1 protein-coding gene is annotated in these 426 nt (G+C 64.3%); it reads right to left on the minus strand.

Annotated elements, in window-relative coordinates:
* A partial coding sequence (locus tag EOA32_RS37875; protein ID WP_189407756.1) for a sigma 54-interacting transcriptional regulator occupies window positions 1–426 on the minus strand: 426 nt, incomplete at both ends.

Consider the following 426-nt stretch of genomic DNA (forward strand, 5'->3'; position numbering starts at 1 on the left):
GTCTTGAGTTCGGCCTCGATGATCTCGGCCGAAATCTCATCCTGCGAATAGAGCGCGGCCAGCCTGCGCACCAGGTTTTCCAGCTCGCGCACATTGCCCGGCCAGGGGTAACGCTTCATCAGCTCGATGCCGCCGGAGGAAATGCGCTTTGTCTGCAGCCCCTCGCTGGCGCCCTGCTTGAAGAAATGCCGCACCAGATCCGGAATATCCTCGGAGCGTTCGCGCAGCGCCGGCAACCGCAGCGGCACGACATTGAGGCGATAGAACAGGTCTTCGCGGAACAGCCCCTGGTTGATCAGCGCGCGCAGATCCTTGTTGGTGGCGGCGACGATGCGCACGTCGGTCTTGATCGGCGTGCGGCCGCCAACCGTCGTGTATTCGCCCTGCTGCAGCACGCGCAGCAGGCGCGTCTGCGCCTCCATCGGC

The organism is Mesorhizobium sp. M1A.F.Ca.ET.072.01.1.1, assembly GCF_004023325.1.
Classification (GTDB): Bacteria; Pseudomonadota; Alphaproteobacteria; order Rhizobiales; family Rhizobiaceae; genus Mesorhizobium.